The sequence below is a fragment of the Ensifer meliloti genome, assembly GCF_030064585.1.
Taxonomy (GTDB): Bacteria; Pseudomonadota; Alphaproteobacteria; order Rhizobiales; family Rhizobiaceae; genus Sinorhizobium; species Sinorhizobium meliloti.
Genome location: NZ_CP120364.1, coordinates 614,670 through 628,620, shown reverse-complemented (window position 1 = coordinate 628,620; position 13,951 = coordinate 614,670). Strand labels below are relative to the sequence as shown.

Annotated in this window: 14 protein-coding genes and 3 pseudogenes; 10 read left to right on the top strand and 7 right to left on the bottom strand. The window is 62.2% G+C overall.

The window, feature by feature from the left end:
* Positions 1 to 12: 12 nt before the first annotated feature.
* The 4 genes and pseudogenes from PZL22_RS31550 to PZL22_RS02855 all read right to left on the bottom strand — a co-directional run.
* A pseudogene (locus PZL22_RS31550) lies at positions 13 to 150 on the bottom strand (hypothetical protein); the annotation flags it as partial.
* Between the two features lie 99 nt (positions 151 to 249).
* Positions 250 to 305 (bottom strand): annotated as a pseudogene (locus PZL22_RS31545) (VOC family protein); the annotation flags it as partial.
* 191 nt (positions 306 to 496) lie between these two features.
* Positions 497 to 673 (bottom strand): hypothetical protein, encoded by a 177-nt coding sequence (locus tag PZL22_RS02860; RefSeq protein WP_003526366.1) that lies wholly within the window; start codon positions 671 to 673, stop codon positions 497 to 499.
* A 358-nt stretch (positions 674 to 1,031) separates the two neighbouring features.
* Complete coding sequence (locus tag PZL22_RS02855; protein WP_013850378.1) at positions 1,032 to 1,154, bottom strand: hypothetical protein; 123 nt, start codon at positions 1,152 to 1,154, stop codon at positions 1,032 to 1,034.
* A 353-nt stretch (positions 1,155 to 1,507) separates the two neighbouring features.
* Here PZL22_RS02855 and asnB point away from each other — a divergent pair, with 353 nt between their 5' ends.
* From asnB to nadE, 4 genes are read left to right on the top strand one after another with little or no spacing between them, the layout of a single operon-like run.
* Positions 1,508 to 3,445 (top strand): asparagine synthase (glutamine-hydrolyzing), encoded by a 1,938-nt coding sequence (gene asnB / locus PZL22_RS02850; protein WP_003526364.1) that lies wholly within the window; start codon positions 1,508 to 1,510, stop codon positions 3,443 to 3,445.
* A gap of 26 nt (positions 3,446 to 3,471) precedes the next feature.
* Positions 3,472 to 3,738: an acyl carrier protein gene (locus tag PZL22_RS02845; RefSeq protein ID WP_003526363.1), complete on the top strand. Its 267-nt coding sequence runs from the start codon at positions 3,472 to 3,474 to the stop codon at positions 3,736 to 3,738.
* Positions 3,739 to 3,766: 28 nt separating this feature from the next.
* On the top strand, positions 3,767 to 5,314 hold the full coding sequence (locus tag PZL22_RS02840; protein ID WP_003526362.1) for a class I adenylate-forming enzyme family protein: 1,548 nt from the start codon (positions 3,767 to 3,769) through the stop codon (positions 5,312 to 5,314).
* Complete coding sequence (gene nadE, locus PZL22_RS02835; protein ID WP_003526361.1) at positions 5,311 to 6,315, top strand: NAD(+) synthase; 1,005 nt, start codon at positions 5,311 to 5,313, stop codon at positions 6,313 to 6,315. The genes PZL22_RS02840 and nadE overlap by 4 nt, the downstream gene beginning before the upstream one ends.
* Before the next feature lie 50 nt (positions 6,316 to 6,365).
* On the opposite strand, the gene PZL22_RS02830 is transcribed toward nadE, so the two are convergent.
* A complete protein-coding gene (locus PZL22_RS02830; protein ID WP_162097993.1) occupies positions 6,366 to 6,614 on the bottom strand; it encodes a hypothetical protein in 249 nt (82 codons plus the stop codon).
* 219 nt (positions 6,615 to 6,833) lie between these two features.
* Between PZL22_RS02830 and PZL22_RS02825 the strand changes: the two are divergent.
* The 6 genes and pseudogenes from PZL22_RS02825 to PZL22_RS02800 all read left to right on the top strand — a co-directional run bounded on the left by PZL22_RS02825 (position 6,834) and on the right by PZL22_RS02800 (position 11,629).
* Positions 6,834 to 7,897, top strand: a pseudogene (locus tag PZL22_RS02825) (aldo/keto reductase).
* A gap of 403 nt (positions 7,898 to 8,300) precedes the next feature.
* Positions 8,301 to 8,552 (top strand): YjiS-like domain-containing protein, encoded by a 252-nt coding sequence (locus PZL22_RS02820; RefSeq protein ID WP_127515753.1) that lies wholly within the window; start codon positions 8,301 to 8,303, stop codon positions 8,550 to 8,552.
* A 293-nt stretch (positions 8,553 to 8,845) separates the two neighbouring features.
* On the top strand, positions 8,846 to 9,595 hold the full coding sequence (gene minC / locus PZL22_RS02815; RefSeq protein WP_003526355.1) for a septum site-determining protein MinC: 750 nt from the start codon (positions 8,846 to 8,848) through the stop codon (positions 9,593 to 9,595).
* Between the two features lie 97 nt (positions 9,596 to 9,692).
* Positions 9,693 to 10,508 (top strand): septum site-determining protein MinD, encoded by an 816-nt coding sequence (minD, locus tag PZL22_RS02810; protein ID WP_003526353.1) that lies wholly within the window; start codon positions 9,693 to 9,695, stop codon positions 10,506 to 10,508.
* On the top strand, positions 10,505 to 10,768 hold the full coding sequence (gene minE, locus PZL22_RS02805; protein WP_003526351.1) for a cell division topological specificity factor MinE: 264 nt from the start codon (positions 10,505 to 10,507) through the stop codon (positions 10,766 to 10,768). The genes minD and minE overlap by 4 nt, the downstream gene beginning before the upstream one ends.
* Positions 10,769 to 11,158: 390 nt before the next feature.
* A complete protein-coding gene (locus PZL22_RS02800) occupies positions 11,159 to 11,629 on the top strand; it encodes a hypothetical protein (RefSeq protein WP_003526347.1) in 471 nt (156 codons plus the stop codon).
* On the opposite strand, the gene PZL22_RS02795 is transcribed toward PZL22_RS02800, so the two are convergent.
* Positions 11,619 to 12,278 (bottom strand): LuxR C-terminal-related transcriptional regulator, encoded by a 660-nt coding sequence (locus tag PZL22_RS02795; protein ID WP_003526345.1) that lies wholly within the window; start codon positions 12,276 to 12,278, stop codon positions 11,619 to 11,621. The genes PZL22_RS02800 and PZL22_RS02795 overlap by 11 nt on opposite strands.
* Positions 12,275 to 13,687: a sensor histidine kinase gene (locus tag PZL22_RS02790; protein ID WP_033048308.1), complete on the bottom strand. Its 1,413-nt coding sequence runs from the start codon at positions 13,685 to 13,687 to the stop codon at positions 12,275 to 12,277. Before PZL22_RS02790 ends, PZL22_RS02795 begins: the two co-directional genes overlap by 4 nt.
* Positions 13,688 to 13,951 lie beyond the last annotated feature (264 nt).

The window sequence follows — 13,951 nt, the reverse complement described above, 5'->3', positions numbered from 1 at the left end:
CTCCGCTTGGCCGCCATTGTCGAGGAAGGCCTCCCAGATGCGGTCGAGCTCTTCCAGGTTGTCGCAGGCGTCCTGGATTGAGTAAGCGTGGTTGAAAGGATCGAGAAACCGGCTTCGAGCGCGGTGAAATTCTGGTCGCCGAGCCTGAATTCGATCACCGTGACGCTGCCCGGCGGGCCGCTGGGTGTTTCGGCGGGCACGGTGGTGCTGCCCGATATGGCGGAATTCGGGATCGTCGATACGTAGAAGTCGACCGCCTCACGCGCGTTTTCCGGGAACCAGAGATGGGAGATAATCTTGGGCATGGAAGGATCTCCTTCGATAAGGGGACATTCTGTACGGCCCAAGGACGTTCGGGATTCGCAGTTCCCGACAGACCCGGTCAGAATATCTTCCACGCCTGCAGGGTAGAGCGGATGCGTGCAGCTTTGCGCCCGCATCCGCTCTACCTTTTGCATCCACGCAATGATCATCGCAATTTAAGGGGCGAAGCGGACTAGCTCCTATGCGGGTTCCGCGGGGACGCGGAGGGCTCCAGCTCATTGATGCCGTCGATTCGCTGATCGTTCGCAGGAACGGCCTCGATCTCGAGATTGTGCTTTGCATGGCGCATGTGCTGCCATTCCTTCTCGAGGCGCAGGAATACGTCCGTCGGCATGAATTTTCTCTGCATTCGACCCTCCACGCGGCTGCGTCGAAGAACACGCAAGGAACTGCTTTGTTCCCGCGCCATTTTGCAAATCGCGAAGGAATTTGCGTTTCGGTGTGCCATCGAACCGGTCCGGCACCGACCCGATAGGTGAACCCGCGCTGCTGCTGATCGGTTATGCGGCGGGGTCCACCTATCGCCCCCTCGAAACTGGTGAGGCCGCCTCCTCAAACGTATTCGGCGGGCGGCCTCAAGGCATACGCCTCAACGCGGATTTCACTCCCGGCGCGCGCTCGCGTCAAGGTTTAGCGCTTACTCAATTCGAGTTAGGAAAGATGTATCGGGCGCGTTTCCCTGCCGGGCAAGCCGAATGCGATACGGCTTAGATGGTCTGCAGGGTCCAGGACGCCGCGCCGGCTATTAGCCCGAGGGCGAGCGCAATGGCGATCGCATATCTCATCATCTTCATCCGACGTGTCCGCTCGCCGGTCCAATCGTAGCTCATCATGTGCTCCGAGATGTGCAGCTCAAACGTTAAGATTGGACGCTTTTTCTTAACAAAATGGAAACTACGCGGTTCCACGCCTCGAGTCCTGCAGTGTGAAAGAACCTGACGGCGCGCGGTCCCGTTATCGATCTGTTAAGACTGCACGATTTGTCAGTCGATCCAATTTTAGTAAAATAAGTGTAAAAACGTATCAAAGTAAATATGAATAGTAAGCGGCGCAAAGACGAGGCGATTATTATTGAGGCCAAGAAGACGATTTACCATTATTGAAAAAAGCTCCGCTGATTAACTATTCTCTCCGGTATTCAGGCTATATTTGGGTGTCATTGCGGGCGTGAGAGCGAATAGGCATGTGCGGATTCGGCGGGTATCTTGGTTCAATACGGGACGGTAAGCCCCTTCTCGAAAGGATGACGGCCGCGATCGGGCACCGCGGCCCGGACGAGCGTGGGATCTTCACCGCGCCGGGTGCGGGCCTCGGTCATGTTCGGCTGTCGATTGTGGGGCTCGGGGACGGCCAGCAGCCGATGTCCGACCCGAGCGGCGAGCTGACGATCGCCTTCAATGGTGAAATCTTCAACTATGTGGAGTTGCGCGACGAACTGCGCGCCAGGGGCCGCCGTTTCCGCACCTCCAGCGATACGGAGGTAATCCTCCATCTTTACGAAGAGATGGGCGAGGACTGTCTCTCTCTCCTCAACGGCGATTTCGCCTTCGCGATCTGGGACGCACGCCGGCGCCGGATGATGCTCGCGCGCGACCGCATGGGTGTGCGCCCGCTCTTCCACACATTGAAAGGCGGCACGCTCTATTTCGCATCCGAGGTCAAGGCGCTCCTCGAAGTTCCGGGGGTCTCCGCAGAGATCGACCCGATCGCGCTCGACCAGATATTCACCCTATGGGCGCCAATCGCGCCGCGTACGCCCTTCCGCGACATCCACGAGCTCGAGCCCGGGCATCTGATGATCGCCGATCAGAACGGCACCACGACAAGGCCCTATTGGCAGCTCGACTATCCGGACCGGGACGAGCGCCCAGCCTATGCGGAGGAAAGCCGCGCTGCGGAGGAATTGCGCGCGCTCCTGACGGACGCGACGCGGATCCGCATGCGGGCCGATGTGCCCGTCGGCGCCTATCTTTCCGGAGGCCTCGATTCGTCCATCATCTCGGCGCTGGCGGCCGGGATGACGGCCCAAGGCTTGCGCACCTTCTCCGTCACCTTCGATAGCGCGGAGCATGACGAAAGCGCATTCCAGGAGGAGATGGCAGCGGCGCTCGGAACCGAACACCGCGCGGTCGCATGCCGCGCCGGCGACATCGCCAGGGACTTTCCCGATGTCATCCGCTTTACCGAGAAGCCGATCATCCGCACTGCGCCCGCGCCGCTCTACAAATTGTCCGGCCTGGTGCGCGAGGCGGGTCTGAAAGTGGTGCTGACGGGCGAGGGCGCCGACGAGGTATTCGCCGGTTACGACATCTTCAAGGAAGCGCGCGTCCGCCGTTTCTGCGGCCGGCAACCAGGCTCGCGGATCAGGCCGCATCTGTTCCGCAAGCTTTACCCCTATCTGCCAGGCCTGCAGCAGCAGTCGGCCGAGTATCTCGCCGCCTTTTTCGGCGCCGGCGACGTGGCCCTCGACGACCCGCTCTTTTCGCATCGGCCACGCCTCAAGGGCACGGCGGCAACCAAGATGTTCTTCTCGTCGGACCTGCGCGCCGAACTCAAGGGCTATGATGCGGCGGAAGAATTGGTCAGCCGGCTCCCCGCTGCCTTCGGCCGCTGGCATCCGCTGCATCAGGCCCAATATCTCGAAAGCCGCTTCCTGCTGCCCGGATATATTCTCTCGAGCCAGGGCGACCGCATGGCGATGGCGCATGGGATCGAGGGCCGTTTCCCGTTCCTCGACCACCGCCTCGTCGAATTCGCCGCAAAGCTGCCGCCGGAAATGAAACTCAGAGGGCTCGTCGAGAAGCATATTCTACGGGAGGCGACGAAAGACCTGCTGCCGCCGGCGATCGGCCGCCGGACGAAGCAGCCCTATCGCGCTCCAGACAGCCACTCCTTCAGCGGCGCGGGCGAACTCGATTATGTGCGCTCCGCGATGAGCGAGGACGCGGTCACCGCCGGCGGGCTCTTCAATGCCAAAGCGGTAACGAAACTCTACCAGAAATGCCAGTCGCGCCCAGCCTCGGGCTTTCGCGACAACGCGGCCTTCGTCGGCGTCCTGTCGACGCAACTCTGGCTGCAGACATTCACCGGCACCAGCCTTCGCAAGGCTGAGGCCGCGTAAAAACCGTTGGAAAAAAGGATAGTGGAATGACCCAAGCGATTAAGGACAAGATCAAGGCATTCGTCATCGAGAACTTTCTCTTCGGCGACAGCGCATACGAACTCGCCGACGACGCTTCGCTGATCGAGAACGACATCATCGATTCGACCGGCGTTCTGGAACTGGTGGCCTTCATCGAAGACGATTTCGGGATCGTGATGGCCGATGCCGACATCGTCCCGCAAAATCTCGACTCGCTCGCGCGGATTTCGGCTTTCATCGAAGCCAAAGCCGCCGTGCCGGTCTCGGCGTAAGCGGCGAAGGGACGGGGGTATCACCATCATGCGGTTCGAGCAATTCCTCATCAGGAACGCCGCGGCCAACGGGGCAAAGACGGCGCTGGTCACCGATCGCCGGCGGCTCGGCTATGCCGAACTCGACGATCTTTCGACCCGCCTCGCCGCCGCTCTTGCCGAAAATGGCGTGAAGCGGAACGATCGGGTTCTGGTCTTCATGGACAATTGCTGGGAGGCGGCCGCCGCGATTTTCGCGATTCTCAAGGCCGGAGCGACCTTCAGCCCGATCAACGCTTCGACCAAGGCTGACAAGCTTGCCTACATCGTCGCCGACTGCGAGGCGGCGGCGATCCTGACGCAGGCCAAGCTGATGCCGGTGGTTGCCGAGGCGCTGGCGCTTGCTCCGGGCCATGCGCCATTCGTCGCCTCGACCGCCGCGCCGGGCGGCCGCATCCCGGACGGTGCTGCTTCCTTCGAGGAATGCCTGACGGCTGCACCCGCCCCCGTCCGCCACGGCGGCATCGACGTCGACCTCGGCATGCTGATCTATACCTCCGGCTCGACCGGCCGTCCCAAGGGCGTGATGATGACGCATCGCAATATCGATGCGGCCTCCGAGTCGATCACCACCTATCTCCGCAACACGCCTGACGACATCATCCTGAACGTGCTGCCGCTTGCCTTCGACTACGGACTCTATCAGCTGCTGATGGCGGTCCGGCTCGGCGCGACGCTCGTGCTCGAAAAGTCATTCGCCTTCCCGCAGGCGATCTTCGACCGCATCCGGACCGAAAGGGTTACCGGCTTCCCGCTGGTGCCGACCATGGCGGCAATGATCCTGCAGATGCGTGATCTCGAACCCGGCTTCCTGCCGAGCCTTCGTTATCTCTCCAATACCGCGGCAGCACTGCCGCCGGCGCATATTGCCCGCCTGAGGGAGCTTTTCCCGGGCGCCCGGCTCTATTCCATGTACGGACTGACGGAATGCAAGCGCTGCACCTATCTGCCGCCGGAAGAGCTCGACCGGCGCCCGGGTTCCGTCGGGATCGCCATACCGAATACCGAAGCCTTCGTGGTCGATGACGAAGGAAACCGCGTACCGCCCGGTGTACCCGGCGAACTGGTCATTCGCGGCCCGCATGTGATGCAGGGCTACTGGCGCAACGACGCCGCGACCGAGCGCATGCTCCGCCCCGGCCCTAATCCCTGGGAAAAGGTGCTTCACACCGGTGACCTGTTCCGTACCGACGAGGAGGGTTTCCTCTATTTCGTCGGCCGCAAGGACGACATCATCAAGACGCGCGGAGAAAAGGTGGCGCCCAAGGAGGTCGAGACCGTGCTGCATGCGCATCCGGGAATTGCCGAGGCCGTGGTCATCGGTGTTCCCGATCCGGTGCTTGGAGCCGCGATCGGCGCCCTCGTCGTGTTGTCGGACCCGACGCTGACGGAGAAGGACATCATCCGTCATTGCAGCCGCCATCTCGAGGATTTCATGGTGCCGAAGATCGTCGAGTTCCGCACCGAATTGCCGAAGACGGATACAGGAAAAGTCAGCCGCCGCCTTGCGGCCGAAACATTGGAGCCTGCAGAATGAATATCCGACCCGACCAGAACAGGCTCGTCTTCTCGGCCGACACGCTGGAAATCGACGAAGCTGCGGAGGCCGACCGAATAGTCGCCGGATTGCGGGCCCAGTTGCGCAGCCTGCGCAAACGCGGCCTCGTACTCGGCCTTTCCGGCGGCATCGATTCGAGCGTCTCGGTCGCACTGGCCGTGCGCGCCGTCGGTGCGAAGAACGTCTTCTGCCTCTTCATGCCGGAGAACGATTCCGATCCGGAAAGCCTGCGCCTCGGCCGGCTGGTCGCCGGGACGTTCGGTGTCGAGGCGGTGGTCGAGGATATCGGACCGACGCTCGATGCCATGGGCTGCTATCAGCGGCGCGATGCCTTCATTCGCGAACTCGTTCCCGATTACGGCCCGGGCTGGGCGTCGAAGATCGTCATCGCCAATGCGCTCGAAGGCGACGGCTACAACATTTCCTCGCTCGTTGTGCAGGATCCCGAAGGGAAGCAGACGAAGCTGCGTATGCCGCCTTCCGTCTATCTCGGCATCGTCGCCGCAACGAACATGAAGCAGCGTACTCGCAAGCAGGTTGAATATTACCATGCCGATCGGCTGAACTTCGCCGTGCTCGGCACGCCGAACAGGCTGGAATACGATCAGGGCTTCTTCGTCAAGAATGGCGATGGCGCGGCGGACGTCAAGCCGATCGCCCATCTCTACAAATCGCAAGTCTATGCGCTCGCCGGACATCTCGGAATTCCCGAGGAAATTCGGCGCCGGCCGCCGACCACCGACACCTATTCGCTCGAGCAGACGCAGGAGGAGTTCTATTTCTCCCTGCCTTATGACCGCATGGACCTCTGCCTCTTCGGCCTCAACAACGGACTCAGTGCCGACGAGGTCGGACGCGCGACGAATCTAGACGTGGCTCAAGTCGAGCGCGTCTGGGCGGACATTGCCGCCAAGCGCAAGGCGACGCGCTACCTGCATCTCGGGCCGCAGCTGGTGCAGCCGGTCGAGGAGATCGAGTAAGAATCCGATCGCACGCCCCGTCTTTAAACGGGGCGTGCGATCGGCCGGCTTTATTGAGAGGGTGCAGGTGTCGTCGGTGCCGGTGCCGGCTCTGTGGGCGCGGGCTCCGTCGTCGCCGGGGGAGTCGTTTCAGTCGCCGGGGGCGTTTCAGCCGTCCCTGGCATGAAGAATATGACCGCGAGAATGATAATCGCGAGCACGATAATGCCAATGATAACGTTGCGGTTCATGGTGTTTTCTCCGCTGCTGACGATCATCTTCGATTGATAGCAGACGGCGAGTAGAGAAGCGGCCGCCATGCCTTCAACCGGAGATGCGCTGTTAGCGTAACATGAGTCTCGCCAAGCAATAACATACGAGCTGAATTGACTGACTTTTCTGCCGGTTCGATGCGGCCGAGGCCGGATTGCACCGCACCGGCCGGTTTTTCATCGGCGAAAAACACCCTGCAGAATCGGAACTTCGGACGCCGTTTGGGCGGTGGCATAGTTCGCGAGCATCGTTCCACAAAGGGAAGAATGATCATGCTTGCCAACGACGTATCAGCGATCGGGCACAGGCCATTGGGTCGCTCCGGCCTCTCCGCCGGATCGATCGGCCTCGGCTGTTGGGCGATCGGAGGTTTCTTCACCCTCGACGGGAAGGCGGACGGCTGGGGAGAGGTCGATGACGAACAGTCAATCCGCGCAATACATGTCGGGCTCGATATGGGTGCATCGCTGATCGACACCGCCGACGCTTATGGAACCGGTCATAGCGAGGAGGTCATTGGCCGAGCCTTGAAGGGGCGACGAGGCGAGGCAATCGTCGCAACCAAGTTCGGATATACCTACGACCGTGCCAAACGTGCCCTGATCGGCACGGATGTCAGCCCCTCCTATATCGAGCAGGCCTGCACGGCGTCGCTCCAGCGTTTGGGCACCGGCCATATCGACCTCTATCAGATACATGTCGGCGAACTGTCGCACGATCAGGCGGATGCTGCCGGCGAGACACTTGAAAAACTGGCGGAGACAGGTGCCATCCGTTTCTGGGGCTGGAGCACGGACAACGCCGCCGGCGCGAAGCGGATGGTGAAGTTTCCGCATTTCGTCGCAGTTCAGCAGGAGCTCAACGTCTTCACCGACGGGCCCGAAATGCTTGCGATGTGCGAGAGCAACGATCTTGCGAGCCTGAACCGGTCGCCATTGGCGATGGGGTTTCTGACCGGCAAGTTCAATCCTGACACGCGCCTGCCTGACAACGACGTGCGCGCGGCCGGTCACAACTGGGTGAGGTTCTTCGAGGACGGACGGCCACGTGCCGACTATCTCCGGCGCCTTGCAGAGCTCAGGGAGCTTCTCCAGACGGGCGGCAGAACGTTGGCTCAAGGCGCGCTGGGCTGGCTTCTCGCCCGTTCGCCCAGCACCTTCCCCATACCGGGTTTCAAGTCAGAGGCGCAGGTCCGGGAGAATCTCGCGGCGATGCAGACGGGGCCATTGCCGGCCGCAACAATGGCGGAGATCGATGCGCTTCTCCGCAGCGGACCGACCGGGTAGATCGACCGGCCGGCGGGCCGCTCACGGCAGTTCGATCGATTTGAGCCTTCGCGGCGGAGATCGGTCTTTCAATCGGAAAGTGTTGCTTTTCTGCAACGGAGTTCGCTCGGCGGCTGCAATTCGAAATTGAGTACTTGCCGATCGGTCGGTCTCGTGCAAGGATCACCTCATCCGCAATTCAAATCAGAGGAGGCGTAAGATGGATTCCAATCTCGTGTTTGTGCGCCTCTGTGGCGGAACGGCTATCATGCCCTCGATGCGTCGTGCATCTGGCTTCAGCCGCTACTGATCCAAGGCTCACAAGCCCGCATTTCCGCCATTTGGCGCTTCCCTTTTTCCTGACGTGACCGGCTGACGGGACTATTGTTCGCATTTTTGCGTTCCGCATCCGCACGTCTTTGATCCTCGAAAGGACCTGGCTGCGTCACTGCGCCGGGACGGACAGTCATGCGTGAACCACAAGCTATAGTTGTCGAACCCCTCGCGGCGACGGTCGATGAACTTTACCGGAAATTCGGCGTCTGGAAGACCGCACGCGCGCTGATGTCAGCCGCCTGGAGGCGCCGTCAGGCGCAAAACCAGATCACCCATCTTTCGAATCGGATGCGCCGAGATATCGGCCTTCCGGAGGCGGAGGAGGAATTTCCCATCTGGGACATAGGCGCCTTCATTCAGGCTAAGGCAGGGCGCCCGGATTGACCTGCAGTGGTCGGCCTGCTGCAAAAGGAGAGAGGAACCGAAACTTCCTCTCTCCTTTTTGATGTCCCTTTTCCCCAGCCGTCAGCCCTGTGCAAGCTCCCATCGTCACCATGCTGCCTAGAACTGGTCGCCGGTTCCGTCGAGTCTCGTTGCGGACAGATGGTCCGCACGTCACGAAAATCTCCACGTCATGCGGAGGCGAAACGGACCGAAGATCAGGCAAAGAAGGAGGCCCGGTTAACCATTTGTTAACCATGGCTCGCCTACATCTTGGCAACCAAAAATTAACGAAGATGACCAAAGTGCTAACAGACGCTCGCTCGATCCGCATCAAGGGCCGCTCCTTCCTGGCGCTGGTGCTTTCCCCGGAACTGCCGCTCGACTGGTGGCTTGGCCGGCTCGATGACCTCGCTTCGCGTTCGGCGGGTTTCTTCCTGGGGCGCCCGGTGGTGCTCGACGTGGCGGATCTCGAGATCGACCGGAAACAGTTGAAGAGCCTGCTCGACGAGCTCGGCCAGCGCAATGTCAGGGTTATGGGGATCGAAGGCGGGCGTCCCTCGCTTTTCGAGCCGGGAATGCCGCCCGCCATGAAGGGCGGCCGGCCGGCGCCCGATTTCGAGGTGCCCGAGGTCGATCTTGCCGATCCGCCGAAGGCCGGCAAGGGAAAGGCCGCTGCGCCGGTTACGCCGGAGGAAGTTCAGCCGGTACGGGCGACGGCATCGATCATCGTCCGGGAACCGGTTCGGTCCGGACAGTCGGTCATCTTCCCGGAAGGCGACGTGACGGTGGTCGGCTCCGTCGCATCCGGCGCGGAGATCGTCGCAGGAGGTTCGGTCCATATCTACGGGACGCTCCGAGGGCGGGCGCTGGCAGGATCGGTCGGAAACGCGTCTGCGCGCATCTTCTGCCGCCGGCTCGAAGCGGAATTGCTGGCAATCGACGGCGTCTACAAGACGGCCGAGGACATGGCGCCCAATCTGCGCGGCCAGTCGGTCCAGCTCTGGCTGGAAGGCGATTCGATCATGGCGGAAAGACTTAACTGAGCCGGTTGCCGGCGGGATTTATCGGATTAGAGCGGGGATGCGGGCGGAAAACCGCTCACAATTTTCCTCATCCCGCTCTGACAACAGGAGCGGGAAGATGGCGAAAGTAGTTGTAGTTACATCTGGAAAGGGCGGCGTCGGCAAGACGACGTCAACGGCCGCACTGGGTGCGGCGCTGGCGCAGCGCAACGAGAAAACGGTCGTCGTCGATTTCGACGTCGGGCTGCGCAATCTCGACCTCGTCATGGGCGCCGAGCGCCGGGTCGTCTACGACCTCGTCAACGTGATCCAGGGCGACGCGAAGCTGCCGCAGGCGCTGATCCGCGACAAACGGCTCGACACCCTCTTCCTGCTGCCGGCATCGCAGACCCGCGACAAGGACAGCCTGACCCCCGAGGGCGTCGAGCGGGTGATGGAAGAACTCAAGAAACACTTCGACTGGATCATTTGCGACAGCCCGGCCGGGATAGAGCGCGGCGCAACGCTCGCCATGCGCCACGCTGACCTCGCAGTCATCGTCACCAATCCGGAAGTCTCCTCCGTTCGCGACTCCGACCGCATCATCGGCCTGCTCGATGCCAAGACCGAAAGGGCAGAGCGCGGAGAGCGGGTCGAGAAGCACCTGCTGCTGACGCGCTACGATGCCGTCCGTGCCGAGCGTGGCGACATGCTCAAGGTCGATGACGTCCTCGAGATACTCTCCATCCCGCTCATTGGCATCGTTCCCGAGAGCATGGACGTTCTCAAGGCTTCCAACCTCGGTGCCCCGGTGACGCTCGCCGACAGCAGCAGCGCTCCGGCGCGTGCCTATCTGGATGCTGCGCGCCGCCTTGCGGGAGAAACGGTACCGATGACGATTCCTGGCGAGAAGCGTGGCTTCCTGGGCAAGATATTCGGACGGAGGGCAGCATGAGCATTTTCCGTTTCTTCAGCAAGCAGACCTCGGCGCCGACGGCCCGCGAGCGCCTGCAGGTGCTGCTGGCGCATGAGCGCGCGTCGGTCGGCCAGTCGGATCTCGTGGCGGTGCTTCGGGAAGAAATTCTCGCCGTCATCGCCAAGCATGTCCAGGTCGACCGCGACAAGGTCAACGTCACGATGGAACGCGGCGAGCACGTCACCACGCTCGAAGTCGACATCGAGATCCCGATGAAGGCGGGCGTGCGGGCGGCCTGAGCCGGCCGCGTCGCCGGACCGCAGCACCATCGTGGCCCGGCAGGTTGCGCAATGGCAACCGGATAGATATCCCTTTCCTGCAGCCTCTCATTCGGGAGGCTGCAGTGCCGCCTTCGCCTGGCCGCCGCGCCCATCGTCGGACTTTGGTCCGAATCGCATCGGACGATCGTCCGACTGGTGAAAGCGAAACGTCTGAAACACCCCGATTGCAGTTGACGCACTGACCAGACCGTGAACAAAGATGGCGCAACAGCCGGCGAAAGCGAATGTCAGGCTTTCCCGGTGGACTGTTGTCGCGTCGGCGGCGATGCCGACGATCGGTGATAGCGTCAATGCATTCGCGAGACCGCGAGCAGGCGCAGGCCGGTGAAACTCTTCAGGAGGAGCGTGATGGTCACGCGTCGAAACTTTCTCGCAGCACTGTGCTGGGTTTCGGTCGGCCTTCCCGTCGCCGTATCGCCTTACAAAATCGCGCTGTCGGGCTCAGGCATCGAACTGGAACCGCAATCCGCTCTCGCCAAGGGAGGCGGTAGCGGCGGCGGGCGCGGCGGCGGACGCGGCGGTGGCGGCGGCGGCGGCGGACGAGGCGGCGGAAACGGTGGCGGCGGCGGAAACGGGAATGGCAGGGGCGGCGGCTCGAACGGCAAAGGCGGCGGCAATTCGAATTCCGGCCGGGCAAGCGGAAAAGCAGCGACGTCCGTGGAAGACGGCGGCGCCATCCTGCGCGTACGTCACCGGGACGGCATCAGCGAAGTGATCGAAGGCGCCCGTTACATCATGAGGGATTCGCGCGGGCGCACGATCGTCAACCGGCGGGCAACGTCGGCCGACCGGAGACGGCTTCTGTCCTTCATTGACTGACCGGACGCCAGTCGAGCGCGTCGCGCAGCACCATGGCCGCCTCCGTCCGGTTGGCGACGTCGAGCTTCGCCATGATCTGCGTCATGTGATGTTTCACCGTTTTCTCGTGCAGATCGAGCTTTCGGGCAATCTGCTTGTTGCTCATTCCCGAGGCGACGAGGTGCAGGACCTCCTGTTCGCGCCGCGTCAGCTCGGCAACGAGGTTGGACTTGGCCGGTGCAGAATTGGCCAGCTGCCCCGTCAGCAGCTTGGCGGAAAGGGTGGGGGCGACATAGCTCTCGCCTGAGGCGACGGTGCGAATGACTTCCGCCAGCGCCCTCGCGCCGATCCCCTTGAGAATGTAACCCTTCGCGCCCTCCTTCAGGGCTGCCGCGACGTCGTCATTCGCCTCGGAAACGGTCAGCATGACGATCTTCTGCGAGGGCGCAACGCTCAAGATCGCCGGAATGGCGTTCAGCCCGCCGCCCGGCATGGAGATGTCGAGCAGCATGACGTCAGGGTTGATGGTTTGCGCAATCGCGACCGCTTCGTCCCGCGACCCGCCTTCCGCGACGATCTCGAACCCGTCGATCTCCGACAGGCTCCGCGTCACACCCTCCCTGAACAGAGGGTGATCATCGACCACGGCTACTCGAATTCCCGTCATCATGCCTGCTCCATTTCCTCGAGGCCAAGCGACATCCGGACGATGGTGCCGGGCGCGTTGGGGTTGATCTCGAATGTTCCGCCGAGGCTCTCGACCCGGCCTTTAAGACCCGCGAGGCCGAGGCTCGTCGGTCGCACTTCGCTTAGGTCGAAGCCCGGACCGCCATCTGCAACCTCGACGGTAATCTTGTCACCGTTCGTGTTCTGCGTCACGCGCTGAGCAATGCCGCCACCGTGACGAAAGGCGTTGTTAAGTGCTTCCTGCACGAAACGGTATACGCAGATCTTCGCCGATGCGGAAAGGCGCTCGGGCGGGCCGCTCATCGACAAGTCCACGGCCGTTCCCGTTCGTTGTTCATGGGCCCGAACGCAACGCTCCAGAATCTCCCTCAGGCTGGCGGTCTCTATCTGCGGCAGCACCAGACCGTTGCACAGCGTCCTGATCTCGTTCATCGCCTCGTCGAGGCTGCCCTTGATGGCGGCGATCTCACGCTCGCGCAGTTCGGCGGGGGTCGAGGGGCTGACAAGCTTGTTGCTGTCCAGCCGAAGCGAAGCATAAGCCACGAGCTGCGCCGGTCCGTCATGGAGGTCGGCGCCGATCCGCCGCAACAGGGTTTCGTTCAGCGCCGTCGCACGCTGGGAGGCCTGGCGCAGGCGCGCGCGCAGTGCCTCGTTCTGCGCAAGCAGCGCCGAAAGCTCATCGACGCGCTGCCCGAGCGCATGGCGCTGTTTCTCGATCGTTCTGCTGCCGCGCAGGACGATGGCCGAAAGCGCGACGAAGAAGGCGAGCGTGAAGCCGGCAACGGCGATCCACGTGTGAAGCCGCGCCCGATTGAGGCTCTGCTCGAACTCATCGGCAATCTCGTGGAATTCCGAGACGGCGACCACCTCGCCGGACCAGGGTTGGAGAAGGGGATTGTAGATCTCCAGGAGAGGACTTTTCGAAAGGCGCTCCGTCTCGCCGTCGGCCTCGTCGAGAGGCATGAAACGAGCGACCATGCCGCCGTCGAATGCTGCCGTCAGCTCCGGACCCAGCTCGTACTTCCGACCAACCATGGCCTTTTCGCTTGAATAGAGAACGGTGCCGTCGGCCCGCCAAAGTCGGAACGACGCGAGCCGGTCGCCCAAAGCGCCCTGCCCAAGCGTTTCGTCAAGCGCCCGTGCCACCGAGTCGTCGAGCACCTGCGTCGTTTGCATGTCGGGCAGGAGCGGCGCAATCACGCTGTCGACATAGAGCGCCGTGGTTGCCGCGGAGTTGCGCGTCACGGCTTCCTCTATAAGGCTCGTCACGAAGGCACCGACGACGAGCATCGCCGCAGCGGCTACCGAGCCACCGATAATGAGGAACTGCTTTGCCAGCGGCTGAGAGTTCCACCGTCTGATGAGGTCGTCGACGTGCACGAGAAATCTCACGATGGCCCGCTCAATTCGTCGCCGGCACTGCTGCATTCTTTTGCAACCGCCAAATTATCATTTCCGGCCGGCCGGTCAACGCGCGCCATCCCTTACCCCTTGGTCATAGCGCATCTTGGGACTTTTGACGACCGTGCCCACGGACCTAAGTCCTATCAACCGGCGCATTGGTCCGGCGGCGGTGGAACCCGCGCCAGTTGCACGCTATCGCTTAGTCAATTGAAGCAGAAAACCGGCCGGTGCAAGAACGGCCGCGACATTCGA

Coding starts and splice junctions, on each gene's coding strand:
- PZL22_RS02860 (WP_003526366.1), bottom strand. CDS start 673: ATGCAGAGAAAATTCATGCCGACGGACGTATTCCTGCGCCTCGAGAAG.
- PZL22_RS02855 (WP_013850378.1), bottom strand. CDS start 1,154: ATGAGCTACGATTGGACCGGCGAGCGGACACGTCGGATGAAGATGATG.
- asnB (WP_003526364.1), top strand. CDS start 1,508: ATGTGCGGATTCGGCGGGTATCTTGGTTCAATACGGGACGGTAAGCCC.
- PZL22_RS02845 (WP_003526363.1), top strand. CDS start 3,472: ATGACCCAAGCGATTAAGGACAAGATCAAGGCATTCGTCATCGAGAAC.
- PZL22_RS02840 (WP_003526362.1), top strand. CDS start 3,767: ATGCGGTTCGAGCAATTCCTCATCAGGAACGCCGCGGCCAACGGGGCA.
- nadE (WP_003526361.1), top strand. CDS start 5,311: ATGAATATCCGACCCGACCAGAACAGGCTCGTCTTCTCGGCCGACACG.
- PZL22_RS02830 (WP_162097993.1), bottom strand. CDS start 6,614: ATGGCGGCCGCTTCTCTACTCGCCGTCTGCTATCAATCGAAGATGATC.
- PZL22_RS02820 (WP_127515753.1), top strand. CDS start 8,301: ATGCGTGAACCACAAGCTATAGTTGTCGAACCCCTCGCGGCGACGGTC.
- minC (WP_003526355.1), top strand. CDS start 8,846: ATGACCAAAGTGCTAACAGACGCTCGCTCGATCCGCATCAAGGGCCGC.
- minD (WP_003526353.1), top strand. CDS start 9,693: ATGGCGAAAGTAGTTGTAGTTACATCTGGAAAGGGCGGCGTCGGCAAG.
- minE (WP_003526351.1), top strand. CDS start 10,505: ATGAGCATTTTCCGTTTCTTCAGCAAGCAGACCTCGGCGCCGACGGCC.
- PZL22_RS02800 (WP_003526347.1), top strand. CDS start 11,159: ATGGTCACGCGTCGAAACTTTCTCGCAGCACTGTGCTGGGTTTCGGTC.
- PZL22_RS02795 (WP_003526345.1), bottom strand. CDS start 12,278: ATGATGACGGGAATTCGAGTAGCCGTGGTCGATGATCACCCTCTGTTC.